The organism is Pseudomonas sp. HD6422 (genome assembly GCF_025377065.1).
In the GTDB taxonomy this organism is placed as follows: domain Bacteria; phylum Pseudomonadota; class Gammaproteobacteria; order Pseudomonadales; family Pseudomonadaceae; genus Aquipseudomonas; species Aquipseudomonas putida_U.
Genome location: NZ_JAHWIW010000013.1, coordinates 22443 through 35399 on the forward strand (window position 1 = coordinate 22443; position 12957 = coordinate 35399).

The 12957-nt window shown below is 64.7% G+C and carries 13 protein-coding genes; 8 read left to right on the forward strand and 5 right to left on the reverse strand.

What is annotated here, in order from left to right; genetic code table 11:
• Positions 1–47 precede the first annotated feature (47 nt).
• Together KY379_RS11450 and KY379_RS11455 are read left to right on the forward strand one after the other, a co-directional pair.
• Complete coding sequence (locus KY379_RS11450; protein ID WP_261239975.1) at positions 48–467, forward strand: polyribonucleotide nucleotidyltransferase; 420 nt, start codon at positions 48–50, stop codon at positions 465–467.
• A gap of 23 nt (positions 468–490) precedes the next feature.
• A complete protein-coding gene (locus tag KY379_RS11455) occupies positions 491–1360 on the forward strand; it encodes a cation diffusion facilitator family transporter (protein ID WP_261239976.1) in 870 nt (289 codons plus the stop codon).
• A 12-nt stretch (positions 1361–1372) separates the two neighbouring features.
• Here the strand turns inward: KY379_RS11455 and KY379_RS11460 are convergent, their stop codons facing one another.
• Positions 1373–2197 (reverse strand): DUF6515 family protein, encoded by an 825-nt coding sequence (locus KY379_RS11460; RefSeq protein WP_261239978.1) that lies wholly within the window; start codon positions 2195–2197, stop codon positions 1373–1375.
• A gap of 395 nt (positions 2198–2592) precedes the next feature.
• Between KY379_RS11460 and KY379_RS11465 the strand changes: the two genes are divergently transcribed.
• A complete protein-coding gene (locus KY379_RS11465) occupies positions 2593–3069 on the forward strand; it encodes an Lrp/AsnC family transcriptional regulator (protein WP_003249795.1) in 477 nt (158 codons plus the stop codon).
• Positions 3070–3087: 18 nt separating this feature from the next.
• Entirely contained in the window at positions 3088–3291 is a 204-nt protein-coding gene (locus KY379_RS11470; protein ID WP_133330244.1) for a DUF2788 domain-containing protein, read from the forward strand.
• A 15-nt stretch (positions 3292–3306) separates the two neighbouring features.
• Here the strand turns inward: KY379_RS11470 and KY379_RS11475 are convergent, their stop codons facing one another.
• The 4 genes from KY379_RS11475 to KY379_RS11490 form a co-directional block, all read right to left on the reverse strand.
• Positions 3307–3936: a pseudouridine synthase gene (locus KY379_RS11475; protein ID WP_261239984.1), complete on the reverse strand. Its 630-nt coding sequence runs from the start codon at positions 3934–3936 to the stop codon at positions 3307–3309.
• Positions 3937–3942: 6 nt separating this feature from the next.
• A complete protein-coding gene (gene amn / locus KY379_RS11480; RefSeq protein ID WP_133330240.1) occupies positions 3943–5406 on the reverse strand; it encodes an AMP nucleosidase in 1464 nt (487 codons plus the stop codon).
• Positions 5407–5478: 72 nt separating this feature from the next.
• Positions 5479–7131 (reverse strand): acyl-CoA dehydrogenase family protein, encoded by a 1653-nt coding sequence (locus tag KY379_RS11485; protein WP_261239995.1) that lies wholly within the window; start codon positions 7129–7131, stop codon positions 5479–5481.
• A 95-nt stretch (positions 7132–7226) separates the two neighbouring features.
• Entirely contained in the window at positions 7227–9218 is a 1992-nt protein-coding gene (locus KY379_RS11490; RefSeq protein WP_133330236.1) for a hybrid sensor histidine kinase/response regulator, read from the reverse strand.
• A gap of 266 nt (positions 9219–9484) precedes the next feature.
• On the opposite strand from KY379_RS11490, the gene KY379_RS11495 reads away from it, so the two are divergent.
• From KY379_RS11495 to KY379_RS11510, 4 genes are all read left to right on the forward strand, one after another.
• Positions 9485–10282, forward strand: a complete 798-nt coding sequence (locus tag KY379_RS11495; protein WP_133330234.1) for a hydroxymethylpyrimidine/phosphomethylpyrimidine kinase — start codon at positions 9485–9487, stop codon at positions 10280–10282.
• Positions 10283–10296: 14 nt separating this feature from the next.
• Entirely contained in the window at positions 10297–10920 is a 624-nt protein-coding gene (gene thiE, locus KY379_RS11500; protein WP_261240006.1) for a thiamine phosphate synthase, read from the forward strand.
• A gap of 17 nt (positions 10921–10937) precedes the next feature.
• Positions 10938–12221 (forward strand): glutamate-1-semialdehyde 2,1-aminomutase, encoded by a 1284-nt coding sequence (gene hemL / locus KY379_RS11505; RefSeq protein ID WP_196171947.1) that lies wholly within the window; start codon positions 10938–10940, stop codon positions 12219–12221.
• A 189-nt stretch (positions 12222–12410) separates the two neighbouring features.
• Positions 12411–12956, forward strand: a complete 546-nt coding sequence (locus KY379_RS11510) for a tetratricopeptide repeat protein (protein WP_261240009.1) — start codon at positions 12411–12413, stop codon at positions 12954–12956.
• Position 12957: the final 1 nt, after the last annotated feature.

The window sequence follows — 12957 nt, forward strand, 5'->3', positions numbered from 1 at the left end:
TGCTGGCGCTTCGCTTGCCCTGCTGAACATCTATTTCGGAGATCTACATGCGCATCCCATCCCGCGTCATCGGTGGCGCCCTCATCGTCACCCTGCTGACCCAGCTGACGGCCTGCGGCACGATTTTCTATCCCGACCGCCGCGGCCAGATCGGCGGCAAGATCGACCCCGTGGTCGCTGCAATGGACGCCATCGGCATCCTGTTCTACGTGATCCCCGGCCTGATCGCTTTCGGCATCGACTTCGCCACCGGCGCCATCTACTACCCAGGCGGGCGCACCGCCCAGGTCGATCCGGTCAAGCTGCGCGATGCGGTGAACGCGGACGGCAAGGTTGACAACGTCAAGCTGCAGGCCATTCTGGAAAGCGAACTGGGCCAGCGCCTACCGCTCAACGACCCGCGCCTGATCCAGCACCGCGGCAGCGTCGAGCAACTGGCTGCCTACGGCCTGGTCCCAGTCGCCTGAACCACGAGGACGCCAGCCCACGCATGATCACCTCGAGCGAACATCAGCGCCTGCTGCGCCTGGCCACCCGCGCTTCACTGTCGGTGGCCGTCATTCTGGTGGTCGGCAAGGCGCTGGCGTGGTGGTTGAGCGGCTCGGTCAGCCTGCTCGCGGGGCTGACCGACTCGGCCCTGGATGCGGTGGCGTCGTTCCTCAACCTGCTGGCCGTGCACTACGCCCTGCGCCCGGCCGATGATGACCACCGCTTCGGCCACGGCAAAGCCGAGGCACTGGCTGGTATGGCCCAGGCGCTGTTCATCGGGGTCAGCGCGGTACTCATCGGCCTGCAGGCGATCGACCGCCTGCAGGCGCCCAAACCCTTGGGCGACACGGCCATCGGCATCGGCGTGATGCTGCTGTCACTGGTGCTGACCATCGCCTTGCTGGCCTTGCAGCGCAAGGTCATCCGCCTCACCGGCTCGACCGCCGTGCGCGCCGATTCGCTACACTATCGCTCCGACCTGCTGCTCAACGGCAGCATCCTGCTCGCCCTGCTGCTGGCGCGTTTCGGCTGGCCACAGCTGGACGCGCTGTTCGGTCTGGGCATCGCCCTGTACATCCTCTGGAGCGCGCTGCAGATCGCCCGGGAGAGCACGTCGATCCTGATGGACAAGGAACTGCCAGGGGACATCGGCGAGGAGATGGTCGGGTTGGTGTTGGACATTCCTGGGGTGAAGGGCGTGCATGACCTGCGCACACGGGTGTCGGGCAACCAGTGGTTCGTCCAGTTGCATCTGGAGTTGCCTGGGCAGTTGCCGCTGCATGAAGCGCATACCTTGTGCGTGCGCGCCTCGGAGGTGATCCGCCAGCGTTATCCGCGAGCGGATGTGATGGTGCATGCCGATCCGGTGTGAGCGTGCCCGGCCTCAGTTGACGCTATACCCCCGCCCGCCGAAACAGGCTCCCAGGGCTCGTCGGTAATTGTCGGCGACATTGGTCGGCGGCGCATAGGTCGCCGTGGCCGGGTCGAACCCGGACTGGCTGACCGCCCAGCGGTGGCACTGGTAGCGGTCCTGGTCCTGTTGCTCCTGGCCCTGGCCGTACATGGGATAGGCCACCACGTCGTAGCCGCTGGCCGCCGGTGCCGCCACCACCGGTGCGGGCACTTGCGCCGGCGGGCTGACCACGACGTACTCCTGGCTGTCGGCCAGGTACTGGTAGTACGTGTCGGCCACCAGGAAGAACAACGCACCGCCCAGCCAGACCTCACGCGCGTAGGGCGGCAGGTAGCCCACTCGCACGCCGTAGGGCGGCGTCACCACCCGGTAGCCGCCGCCATGGGAGCGGTACCAGTAGCCACCGGAATAGAAATAATCCTCGCCGCGATACGGCACCTTCCAGTAGCGGTCCGGGAATCGGTCGACCTGTTGCCCTGGTCGGTACTGCGGTCCAGGTCCCCAGCCATTGCCATGGCCATCGGGACGGCCCTGCCAGTCGCCGCCGGGGCGCTGCCCGCCTTGCCAATGGCCGTCACCGCGACGGTGCGGGATATCCTGGTAATACCCTTGCCGCGCAGGCTGGGTCTGACGGACTTCGTCGCGCGAATTCAGTGCCCGCCCGCCGCCGTTGTCGTAAGCGCCTTGCGGGCCTGCGCCGGCATGCCCCTCCCCCGGGCCTTCGGCCTGGGCTCCCAGGCTGACCGCCAGGCCAAGCAAACCAACACCTGCCAACTGCCAGATGCGCGACTTCATGGTGTTCCTCTCGGTAATCAACGGCATGACGCCAGTTTACCCTGCCCCCAGGCGTGGCCCAGATGAAATTCGCGGCATTAAAAAAGGGAGGCCGTTGGGCCTCCCTTTGGGAATTGTCGTCCGTGCTCGACACTTGTGGCGTCGGCTCACCTCGCGCCGTCTTCTGGACGGTGCGTAGCCCGGGGGCCTGGCGGATCCTGTTGGATGGCTGGCCGCGACCGCCCGCTTGAGGCGCGTCGCCTTGGACTGTTGTCCGGGCAGTGATTCTGTAGGTAAAAAGATACGGGATGAGCTCCAGCAGCGGATTGCGAAGATTGCACGGATAAATAGCACTTGCGCAATTTTTCACCCTGGATTGATAATTCGACGCAATCCGAACAGAAAAGGCCTTTTCCATGAGCAAACTTGACCGCTACGACCTGAGCATTCTCGCCGAACTGCAGCGCGACGCCCGCATCTCCAACCAGGAGCTGGCCGAGCGCATCGGGCTGTCGCCGTCACCCTGCTCTCGTCGGGTCAAGCAACTGGAAGACGACGGCTACATCTCGCGCCAGGTCGCCCTGCTCGACCGCAAGAAGCTCGGCCTGAGCCTGACGGCCTATGTGTTGATCGGTATGGACCGCCACACTCCAGAGCGCTTCGAAACCTTCGAGGCGGCCATCCGCAACCTGCCGCAGGTCCTCGAATGCAGCCTGGTGACCGGGATGGATGCCGACTATCAGCTGAAAGTGGTGGTGCCGGACATGGACCACTACCAGAAACTGCTGCTCGGCAGCCTGACCCGCATCGAAGGCGTGACCAGCGTGCGTTCGAGCTTCGTGCTCAACCAGGTATTGGCCAGCACCGAACTCCCCCTGACCCACCTGCGTTGATCGCCCAGGAGAACATCGATGGATCCCGCCGTATTCGAAGAGTGGATGATGATCGTCCTGGTGACGATCCTCATCGGTTTCATGGGCTTCATTGTCTGGGACCTGGCGAAGAAGTCCAAAGCCGGGCGCTTCGGCACGTTGATTCTGTTCTTCGTGCTGGGACTGGGGGTGCTGGCCTTCATCATCAAGAGCGTGGTGGTGGCGTTTCTCGAAGGGGTCTAGCGAATGACCACCGACCTACAGCCGAGCCTCGACCTCACGCCAGCAGCCCTGCTCCAACCCCTCCAACGCCCACTTGCCAATCCGCACCCGCACCAGCCGCAACGTCGGCAACCCGACCGCCGCCGTCATGCGCCGCACCTGGCGGTTGCGCCCTTCACGAATCACCAGCTCCAGCCAGCTGGTCGGCACGCTCTTGCGAAACCGCACCGGCGGATTGCGCGGCCATAGCTGCGGTTCGTCCAGGCGTCGCGCCTCGGCAGGCAAGGTGGGGCCGTCGTTGAGCTCAACGCCGTCGCGCAGGCGCTGCAATTGCTCGTCGCTCGCTTGACCTTCGACCTGAACCCAGTAGGTCTTGGCCAGCTTGTGCTTGGGGTCGGCGATGCGCGCCTGCAGGGTGCCATCGTTGGTCAACAGCAGCAGACCTTCGCTGTCACGGTCCAGACGTCCCGCCGGGTACACGCCTGGGATGTCGATGTAGTCCTTGAGCGTGGCGCGCCCTTCACCGTCGCTGAACTGGGTGAGCACATCGAACGGCTTGTTGAACAGGATCAGGCGTGGTTCGGCCGGCGGCGCCTTGGGCTGGCGGCGCGGGCCAGAAGGCCGCGCCTGAGGACGGCGCGGCTTGTTACGGGGAGGCAGGGACATGGATCCTCAGCGGAACGGCGGTTCATCGAAGCTGCGCAGTTTACGCGAGTGCAACGAATTGAGCTCGGTACGCAGCAGATCGAGGGCCGCGATGCCGATCTTCAGGTGCTGACTGACCGCCCGGTTATAGAACGCATTGGCTGAACCGGGCAGTTTGATTTCGCTGTGCAGCGGCTTGTCGGAAACGCACAGCAAAGTGCCGTAAGGCACCCGCAGACGGTAGCCCTGGGCGGCGATGGTGCCGCTTTCCATGTCCACGGCCACGGCACGCGAGAGGTTGATCAATGGCCGCTCCTGGGCCCAGCGCAGCTCCCAGTTGCGGTCGTCGTAGGTCAGCACGGTGCCGGTGCGCAGGCGTTTCTTCAACTGCTCGCCTCGTTCGCCGGTCACTTGCGCGGCCGCTTCCTGCAATGCCAACTGCACCTCGGCCAGGGCCGGGATCGGAATGTTCGGCGGCACCACACGGTCAAGAATACCGTCGCGGCGCATGTAGGCATGGGCCAGCACGTAGTCGCCGATGGTCTGCGACTGACGCAGGCCGCCGCAGTGGCCGATCATCAACCAGCAGTGCGGACGCAGTACCGCCAGGTGGTCGGTGATGTTCTTGGCGTTGGACGGGCCGACGCCGATATTGACCAGGGTGATGCCGTCGCCGTCGGCGGCGATCAGGTGATACGCCGGCATCTGGTAACGGTGCCATACCACGCTGGCCACCAAGGCCTGGGCTTCGCCATTGTCCATGGCTTTTTCGATGATCACGTTGCCCGGTAGCACCATGCGCACGAAACGCGGGTCGTCACGCAGCTGCTCCAGGCCATGGGCGATGAACTGGTCGACATAACGGTGATAGTTGGTCAGCAGGATCCACGGCTGCATGTGCCGCCAGTCGCTGCCGGTGTAATGCACCAGGCGACGCAGCGAGAAGTCCACGCGAGCGGCATCGAACAGCGCCAGGGGCAGGCTCTCGGCCTTTTCCCAGTCATACAGGCCGTCGGCGATGTTGTCGGTGGCCGCCGACAGGTCGGTGCTGGGGAACACACGCGCCAGCTGGGCGGCGGTGATGCCGCTGCCGGCCAGTTCGTCACCCTGGTCGACGACGTAGGGGTATGGAATGTTCTGTTCGCTGACGCCGACTTCGACGGTGACGGTGTAGTCGTGCATCAGCGGCCGCAGCTGCTCCAGCAGATAGCCCCGGAACGCCGCCGGCTGAGTGACGGTCACGCTGTAAGTCCCGGCGACCTGCACCTTGGCATAGGCCCGGGTGGTGGCAGCCACCTCACCGTGGCTGAAGTAGGTCAGGCGCAGCGCCGGGTAGCGGAACAGCGCACGCGCATCGGCGTCCGGTTCGGTACGGTCCTTCAGATAACGCTTGAGGGCTTGGCTGAGGGCTCCGGTGGCCTGTTCATGCAGGGCCGCCAGACGATCGACGGCCTGTTCTGGGGTATCAACGACGATAAACGCTTGGCTCACACTGGGCTTCCTGTCTGGGCATGCATGGAAACATCTTGCCTGCCTTGCGTGGCAATTACACCCCCATCGTGATCAGCTCGGCCACAGTGGCGTGGCCCGCGCCACCAGCGCCTCGACATCCACGCCGCGGGGCAGTGCGCCATAGGCACGCCCCCCTCCCCCAAGACGACTGCCGATGAAGGCGTCGCTGACCGCTGTGTTGCCCGCTTCGAGCAGCAATTTGGCCTGCAGCGCCAGGGCGATGTCCTCTGTAAGTTGCCGGGCGCGGTACTGGATATCGCTGGTATCGGCGAACGTCCCCTTGAGGTTGCCGATGTGCGTCGCCAAGCGCGGGTCGCCATGACCATCGCCCAGTTCGGCGAACAGTGCCTCCAGCACACCCGGCTCTTTGGCCAGCGCCCGCAGCACATCCAGGCACTGCACGTTGCCCGAGCCTTCCCAGGTGGAGTTGACCGGCGCTTCCCGATACAGCCGGGGCAAAATGCTGTCCTCGACGTACCCCGCCCCGCCGAGGCACTCGGCGGCCTCGTTGATCATCCCTGGGGCGCGCTTGCAGATCCAGTACTTGCCCACGGCGGTGACCAGACGGGCGAAATGCGCCTGACTGGGGTCGTCCAACTGCTCCAGGGCCTGACCCATGCGCAGGCTCAGGGCCAACGCCGCCTCGCTTTCCAGGGCCAGGTCGGCCAGCACGTTCTGCATCAGCGGTTGCTCGTTGAGCAATCGCCCGCCGACCTTGCGGTGCGCGCAATGGTGGGCGGCCTGGGTCAGGGCCTGGCGCATCAAGGCGCTGGAGCCGACCATGCAATCGAAGCGGGTCATCGCCACCATCTCGATGATGGTCGGCACACCCCGCCCTTCCTCGCCGACCATCCAGGCCAAGGCCCCGCGCAGCTCGATCTCGCTGGAGGCGTTGGAGCAATTGCCGAGCTTGTTCTTCAGGCGCTGGATGTAGAACTGGTTGCGGCTGTCATCGGGGCGATGGCGCGGCAGCAGGAAGCAGGACAGGCCCTTCTCGGTCTGGGCCAGGGTCAGGAAGGCATCGCACATCGGCGCCGAGCAGAACCATTTGTGGCCGACCAGCTCGTAGGCTTCGCCGGGCCCTGGGGTGCCGACCGGATAGGCGCGCGTGGTGTTGGCGCGCACGTCGGTGCCACCCTGCTTCTCGGTCATGGCCATGCCCAAGGTGACCCCAGCCTTGTGCCGATCGCCGACGTTGCGCGGGTCGTATTCGCGGCTCAGCACCTTGGGCAGCCAGTATTCGGCCAGTCCAGGTTGCAACTTCAACGCCGGCACCGCCGCAAAGGTCATGGTCAGCGGGCAACCGCTTCCGGCTTCGGCCTGGCTGTGCAGGTAGGTCATGCAAGCGCGCGCGACATGTGCGCCTGGGCGGGGATCGGCCCAGGGCAGCGAAGGCAGGCCATGTTCGACCGCCGTGCGCATCAGTTCGTGGTAGGCCGGGTGGAACTCCACCAGGTCGATCCGATGACCATATCGGTCATGGCTGTGGAACTCGGGCTTGTGCGCGTTGGCCAGAAAGCCCGCTGCCATCAACGGCCCTCCGGCCAAAGCGCCGTAGGCATCGATTCGCGAAGCCGCCCAACCGGCGCCGAATCGGCTTGACCACTCCTGCAGCGGCAGGTCGAGGCGGTAGAGATTGGCACCGTCCAACGGCGGCGGCTGGTTGGTGACTTCGTGGGTCTCAGCGTACTGGTGCAGGTTCATCGGGTGCTCCTGGATCCGGGCATGCATGAACCCCCAGTGAAGCACCCCTCACCTCTCAGTCAAAGGGACAAAAATGACTAAACGTGTAGTTGACGCTAGAACCGCGTCACCCCAGACACCGCCCTCCCAGTCTGCGTCTGCACTTGGGCCAGGCTCACCTCGAGGCTGAATTCGAAGCGGCTGCCCAGCCCTCGCGTCGATTCATGGGACAGACGGGCTCCCAGCAACTCGCCCATCTGACGGCAGATCGACAGGCCGATGCCAAGACCGCCATAGCGTCGGGTCATCGAGCCATCGACCTGGAAGAAGCGTTGGTAGAGGATCGCCTGGTCGAGGTCGTCGAAACCAATCCCGCTATCGCTGACGACGAAGCTCAGGGCCAGCCGCTCAGGCCCCAGTCGGCGGCCCCTGACCTGCACGACCACGCCTCCCTGGTGCGTGAACTTGAGGCCGTTGTCCATCAGGCAGCCCAGGCAGCGCGCCAGTTTTTGCGCATCGCCCAGCAGTTCGTCGGGCACATCGGCAGGAATGTCCAAGCTCAGATACAGCCCTTTGCCAAGGGCCTGGGCGGCGCGGCCGGAGCGCAGGTCCTGAAGCATGCGCCGCAGGCCGAACGGCACGGCCTGAACCCGTAGGCGCCCGGCCTGCAGCTCAGTGAGAGTGAGGATGTCGTCGACCATCGCCATCATGTCCTGGGCCGAGCCTGCGGCCGTGCGGTGGTACTGAACCATCTCACCCTCCATGGGCAAGGTGTGCATCAGTTCCAGCGAGCCGATGACGCCGTTCATCGGCGTACGCAGCTCATGGGTCACGGTGGCGAGGAATTCGTCCTTCAGGCGATTGCTCCTGGCCAGTTGCTGGTTCAACTGCTCCAGGGTCCGGCCCGTGTCGCGCAGAGCCTGGGCCTGCTGCTCGCGCAAACTGTTGATGCGGTCGGCAAGGGCCAGCGACAACAGCGCCACTTCCAGCGCCGAACCGAGCTGGCTGGCATACATGGTGATGAACACATTGGGCAGATAGCCCAGCACCATCAAGGTGTTGACCAAGCCACCAAGGAGAAACGCCGACCAGGCGATAATGAACCAGCGCGCCACCCGCAGGCCGCGCCACCAGGCATAGATCCCGGCGGCGAAGATGCTGACGGTGAACAGCAGCGCCAGCAGCGTGGCCATGCGCAGGGCGATGCCGTAATGAAGGGTCACCGCCAGCACCATCACCAAGGCGCCGCCGACCATCAATAGCTGCAACAGCCGATCGAAACCTGGGCTGATCGTGCTCAGGCGCAGGAAATGGCGAGCGAACTGACAGCCGAACAGCCCTGCAGCACCGATGAACAATGGCGTCGCAGTGTTCGCCCACCAGGGGCTGTCGGGCCAGAAGTAGGCGACCCCGGCGCCGTTGACCGACACCTGGTAGAGCCCGAACGAGGCGATATAGAGGATGTAATAGAGGTAGCTGATGTCGCGCACGCTGAGGAAGATGAACAGGTTGTAGACCAGCATCACCAGCAATACGCCGTAGATCATGCCCAGTACATAGAGGCGCGTGGGCTGGGCTTCCAGGTAGGCTTGGGCGGACCACAGCGCCAGCGGCGCCTGCACCGAGCCCTCGCTTTGCAGGCGCAGATAGGCTGTGGTGGCCTGGCCCGGTTGCAGCGGCAGTTCGAAGAGGTAATTGTCCTGCTGGATCTTCCGACTGCTGTAGGGCAGCGTGTCGCCGGTGCGCTGGACCAGACGATGGACGCCCTGGGCATCCGGCAGATAGAGCTCGATGTGGTCCATCGGCGGATAGGCCAACTCCAGCAACCACTGTCGAGGCGCGGCTCCGGGCCTGGGCACGTAACGCAGGTCGACCTTCAACCAGAACACCGAGGTCGAATAACCGGCGTTGAGCACATTTTCATGATGGGTGCGAAAGCGGCTGGCGAAGGCGGCGGAGCTGACCTGGGCGATACTGGTGGTGCCATCCTGGTCTTCGAAGACCTGCATCGTCCGGCCCAATGGAAGGTGTCGGGTGGCGTCATCGAAGTCGACCGCCCCGGCCAGTGCGGGCAGCAGGCCCAACAGCACGATCAGCAAATAGCGCATACAGCCCCAGAATAGCCCGTCCAGTCGCGTCGCGTTTACCCTCCCATTCCTTTGAGGCGACGAAATCCGGCAGGCGCCGTTTATCGAGTTATCGGAGCACTCTAGCATAGCTATGGCAGCTATCAATGGGCCACCATTGAATTTGAAGAAACCGCTCTAATTCAATGCGTTAGACGATATTCCAGCACCGGAGCTGACCACTCGATCAGCAAATCCCGTTTGTAGGACGATCCGCGCAAAAGGGTTTGGTGGTAAGCTCGCCGACCATGAATACCTACAGCTCCCGCCCCGTTGTCCTCTGTCTCTCCGGCCACGACCCCAGTGGCGGCGCCGGCCTGCAGGCAGATATCGAAGCCCTGATCGCCCAAGGCTGTCACGCCGCCCCTGCAGTGACCGCCCTGACCGTTCAGGATACCGTCAACGTTTCCGACTTCCGCGTGCTCGACCGCGAGTGGGTGCTGGCCCAGGCCAATGCCGTGCTCGCCGACTCGACCGTGGCCGCGGTCAAGCTGGGCATGCTCGGTTCGATCGAGATGGTCGACACCGTCGCCGAACTGCTCGCCGCCCACCCGCACCTGCCAATGGTCTGCGACCCGGTGCTGCGTGCCGGGGGCGGTGGCCGTCTGGGCAAGGACGAGGTCGGCTACGCGCTGCGTGAACGCTTGCTGCCGCTGGCCACCATCGCCACGCCCAACCTACCGGAAGCGCGCATTCTTGCAGAGCTGCCCGAGGGCACCGCGGATGAGTGCGCCGAGAAGCTGCTGCCGTTCTGCCGGCACTTGCTGATCACCGGGGGTCACGGCGACGAGGAGGAGATTCACAATCGCCTGTACAGCCGCGACGGCCAGCACCATACCTGGACCTGCCAGCGCCTGCCGGGCAGTTACCATGGTTCGGGCTGCACCCTGGCCAGCGCCCTGGCCGGTCGCCTGGCCCTGGGCGAACAGCTCGACAGCGCCGTGCGCAGCGCCCTGGACTACACCTGGCGAACCCTGCGCGATGCCGAGCAACTGGGCAAAGGGCAGTTCGTTCCACGCCGTCTGCCCCTGGACTTCTGCTCCTGACACGAGGCCTTCAGATGAAGCTACGCGGTCTGTACGCAATCACCGATAGCCAGCTGCTCGCCGGCCGTTTCCTGTCCCATGTCGAGGCGGCGCTCGAAGGCGGCGTCTGCCTGTTGCAGTACCGCGACAAGAGCGACGACGCCGCGCGTCGCCTGCGCGAAGCCGAAGCGCTGATGAAGCTCTGCGAGCGCTACGGCACCCAGTTGGTGATCAACGACGACGCCGAACTGGCCGCGCGCCTGGGCGTGGGTGTGCACCTGGGCCAGACCGACGGCCCGCTGACCCCGGCCCGCGCCCTGCTCGGGCGTAATGCGATCATCGGCTCGACCTGCCATGCGCGCCTGGACCTCGCCCAACAAGCTGCCCACGAAGGCGCCAGCTATGTCGCCTTTGGGCGCTTTTTCAATTCCGTGACCAAACCCGGCGCCCCTGCTGCCAGCCTCGACCTGCTGGAGCAGGCCCGGGATCAGGTCAAGCTGCCGATCGCCGTGATCGGCGGCATCACCCTCGACAACGCCACCCCGTTGGTTGCCCATGGCGCCGACCTGCTGGCGGTCATCCACGGCTTGTTCGGTGCCGACAGCGCGCAGGAAGTCACCCGCCGCGCCCGCGCCTTCAACGCCCTGTTCGCTTGCTGATTTCGAGAGAAAATCCCATGTCCCGTTCCGAATCCCTGTTCGCCCAAGCCCAGAAGCACATCCCCGGCGGCGTCAATTCGCCGGTCCGCGCCTTCAAGAGCGTCGGCGGCACGCCGCTGTTCTTCAAGCACGCCGAAGGCGCCTACGTGGTCGATGAGGATGACAAGCGCTACGTCGACTATGTTGGCTCCTGGGGCCCGATGATCCTCGGCCACAGCCATCCCGAGGTGCTCGCCTCGGTGCGCAAGCAGCTCGAGCATGGGCTGTCGTACGGCGCACCGACGGCCATGGAAACTGAGATGGCCGATCTGGTCTGCTCGATCGTGCCCTCGATGGAAATGGTGCGCATGGTCAGCTCCGGCACCGAAGCCACCATGAGCGCGATCCGCCTGGCCCGTGGCTACACCGGCCGTGACGCCATCATCAAGTTCGAGGGTTGCTACCACGGCCACTCCGACAGCCTGCTGGTCAAGGCCGGCTCCGGCCTGCTGACCCAGGGCGTGCCGAGCTCGGCGGGCGTACCGGCGGACTTCGCCAAGCACACCCTGACCCTGCCGTTCAACGATATCGCCGCGGTGGAGAAAACCCTGAGCGAAGTCGGCAGCACCGTGGCCTGCATCATCGTCGAGCCGGTGGCCGGTAACATGAACTGCGTACCGCCGGCGCCGGGCTTCCTCGAAGGCCTGCGCGAGCAATGCGACAAGCACGGCGTGGTGCTGATCTTCGACGAAGTGATGACCGGTTTCCGCGTGTCGCTCGGCGGCGCCCAGGGCCATTACGGCATCACCCCTGACCTGTCGACCTTCGGCAAGATCGTCGGTGGCGGCATGCCGGTCGGCTGCTTCGGCGGCAAGCGCGAGATCATGGGCTGCATCGCCCCGCTCGGCCCGGTCTACCAGGCCGGCACCCTGTCGGGCAACCCACTGGCGATGGCCGCAGGCCTGACCACGCTCAAGCTGATCAGCCGCCCAGGCTTCCACGACGAGCTGACTGCGTTCACCAGCCGCATGCTCGACGGCCTGCAGCAGCGCGCCGACGCCGCCGGCGTGCCCTTCGTCACCACCCAGGCCGGCGCCATGTTCGGTCTGTACTTCACCGGTGCCGACGACATCGTCACCTTCGAGGACGTGATGGCCAGCGACGCCGAACGCTTCAAGCGCTTCTTCCACCTGATGCTCGACGGTGGCGTGTACCTGGCGCCGAGCGCCTTCGAGGCCGGCTTCACCTCCATCGCCCACGGCGAAACCGAGCTGAAGATCACCCTGGACGCAGCAGAAAAAGCCTTCGCCGCGCTGAAGTGATGGGGCAGTCTGCACGGCCTCTTCGCGGGCAAGTCGGAGAGGCCGGTGCGGGCAATAACTGCCGATGCAATCAGCAGATGCTTCTTCAAAAGAGAATTTCGCGTAAAACTTTGTAAGGTTGGCGCTGCTTATCCCATAATGTGCCACCAGAGACATTGGCCGTAGCTTTGCAGAGGTAAGTCGATCCCCATGAACCGCACCGGCCGCGCCCTGACCCTGGGCTGCCTGTTGCTTCTTCAGCCCCTGCTGGCCCTGGCGGAGGGTAGTAACTCGTTGCTGATTCCAGCCACGGGCCGCTGCACCCTGAATGTCCAACCGCAAGATCTGGACAATGCCATCAAGGCCTGCGAGAAGATCGCCAGCGACGGGGATGCGCAGGCGCAGTACGAGCTGGGCGAGTTCTACTACACGCAAACGCCAAAAGCCTTGGACAAAGCCCTGAACTGGTTCGAGAAGGCCTCGCTGCAAGGCCACGCCGAAGCCCAGTATCGTCTCGGCGCCATGTTCTTCCATGGCGAAGGCGTCAATGCCAACAACGTGCAGGCCTACATCCTGCTGAAAATGGCCGCGGTCAACGGCGCCGAGGATGCCTTGGACATGGCCGACGAAGTGACCGAGCAGATGCCCCGTGACGAGCTGGAACACGCCACCCAGGTGCTCGGCCAGATTTTCCGCAAGTACCTGCTGGAACTGCAGAACGCCGAAGGGCGCACGCCCTTCTCGCCGCTCCCCTGAG